Here is a 428-nt window from a genome sequence, read left to right on the forward strand (position 1 = left end):
GATCCGTAGTCAAACGCTCTATCCAATTGAGCTACGGGCGCTTATTAAAATGGTGCCGAGGGCCGGACTTGAACCGGCACGGTAGTCACCTACCGCAGGATTTTAAGTCCTGTGTGTCTGCCAATTCCACCACCCCGGCAGGACTTATATATGTGGAGCGGAAGACGAGGTTCGAACTCGCGACCCCCACCTTGGCAAGGTGGTGTTCTACCACTGAACTACTTCCGCACATATATGAAATTAATGAAAGATGCGGGTGAAGGGACTTGAACCCCCACGTCGTAAGACACTAGATCCTAAGTCTAGCGCGTCTGCCAATTCCGCCACACCCGCGTGTGAATATAAATGGTGAGCCATGAAGGACTCGAACCTTCGACCCTCTGATTAAAAGTCAGATGCTCTACCAACTGAGCTAATGGCTCGAAAAA

Annotated in this window: 4 tRNA genes; all 4 read right to left on the bottom strand. The window is 50.7% G+C overall.

The window, feature by feature from the left end:
• Window positions 1-50: 50 nt before the first annotated feature.
• The 4 genes from AC1DEF_RS29240 to AC1DEF_RS29255 all read right to left on the bottom strand — a co-directional run bounded on the left by AC1DEF_RS29240 (window position 51) and on the right by AC1DEF_RS29255 (window position 422).
• Window positions 51-139, bottom strand: a tRNA-Leu gene (locus tag AC1DEF_RS29240).
• A gap of 14 nt (window positions 140-153) precedes the next feature.
• Window positions 154-228, bottom strand: a tRNA-Gly gene (locus AC1DEF_RS29245).
• A 23-nt stretch (window positions 229-251) separates the two neighbouring features.
• A tRNA-Leu gene (locus tag AC1DEF_RS29250) sits at window positions 252-333 on the bottom strand.
• A gap of 13 nt (window positions 334-346) precedes the next feature.
• A tRNA-Lys gene (locus tag AC1DEF_RS29255) sits at window positions 347-422 on the bottom strand.
• Window positions 423-428: the final 6 nt, after the last annotated feature.

The sequence above is a fragment of the Priestia sp. 10L35 genome (assembly GCF_056395685.1).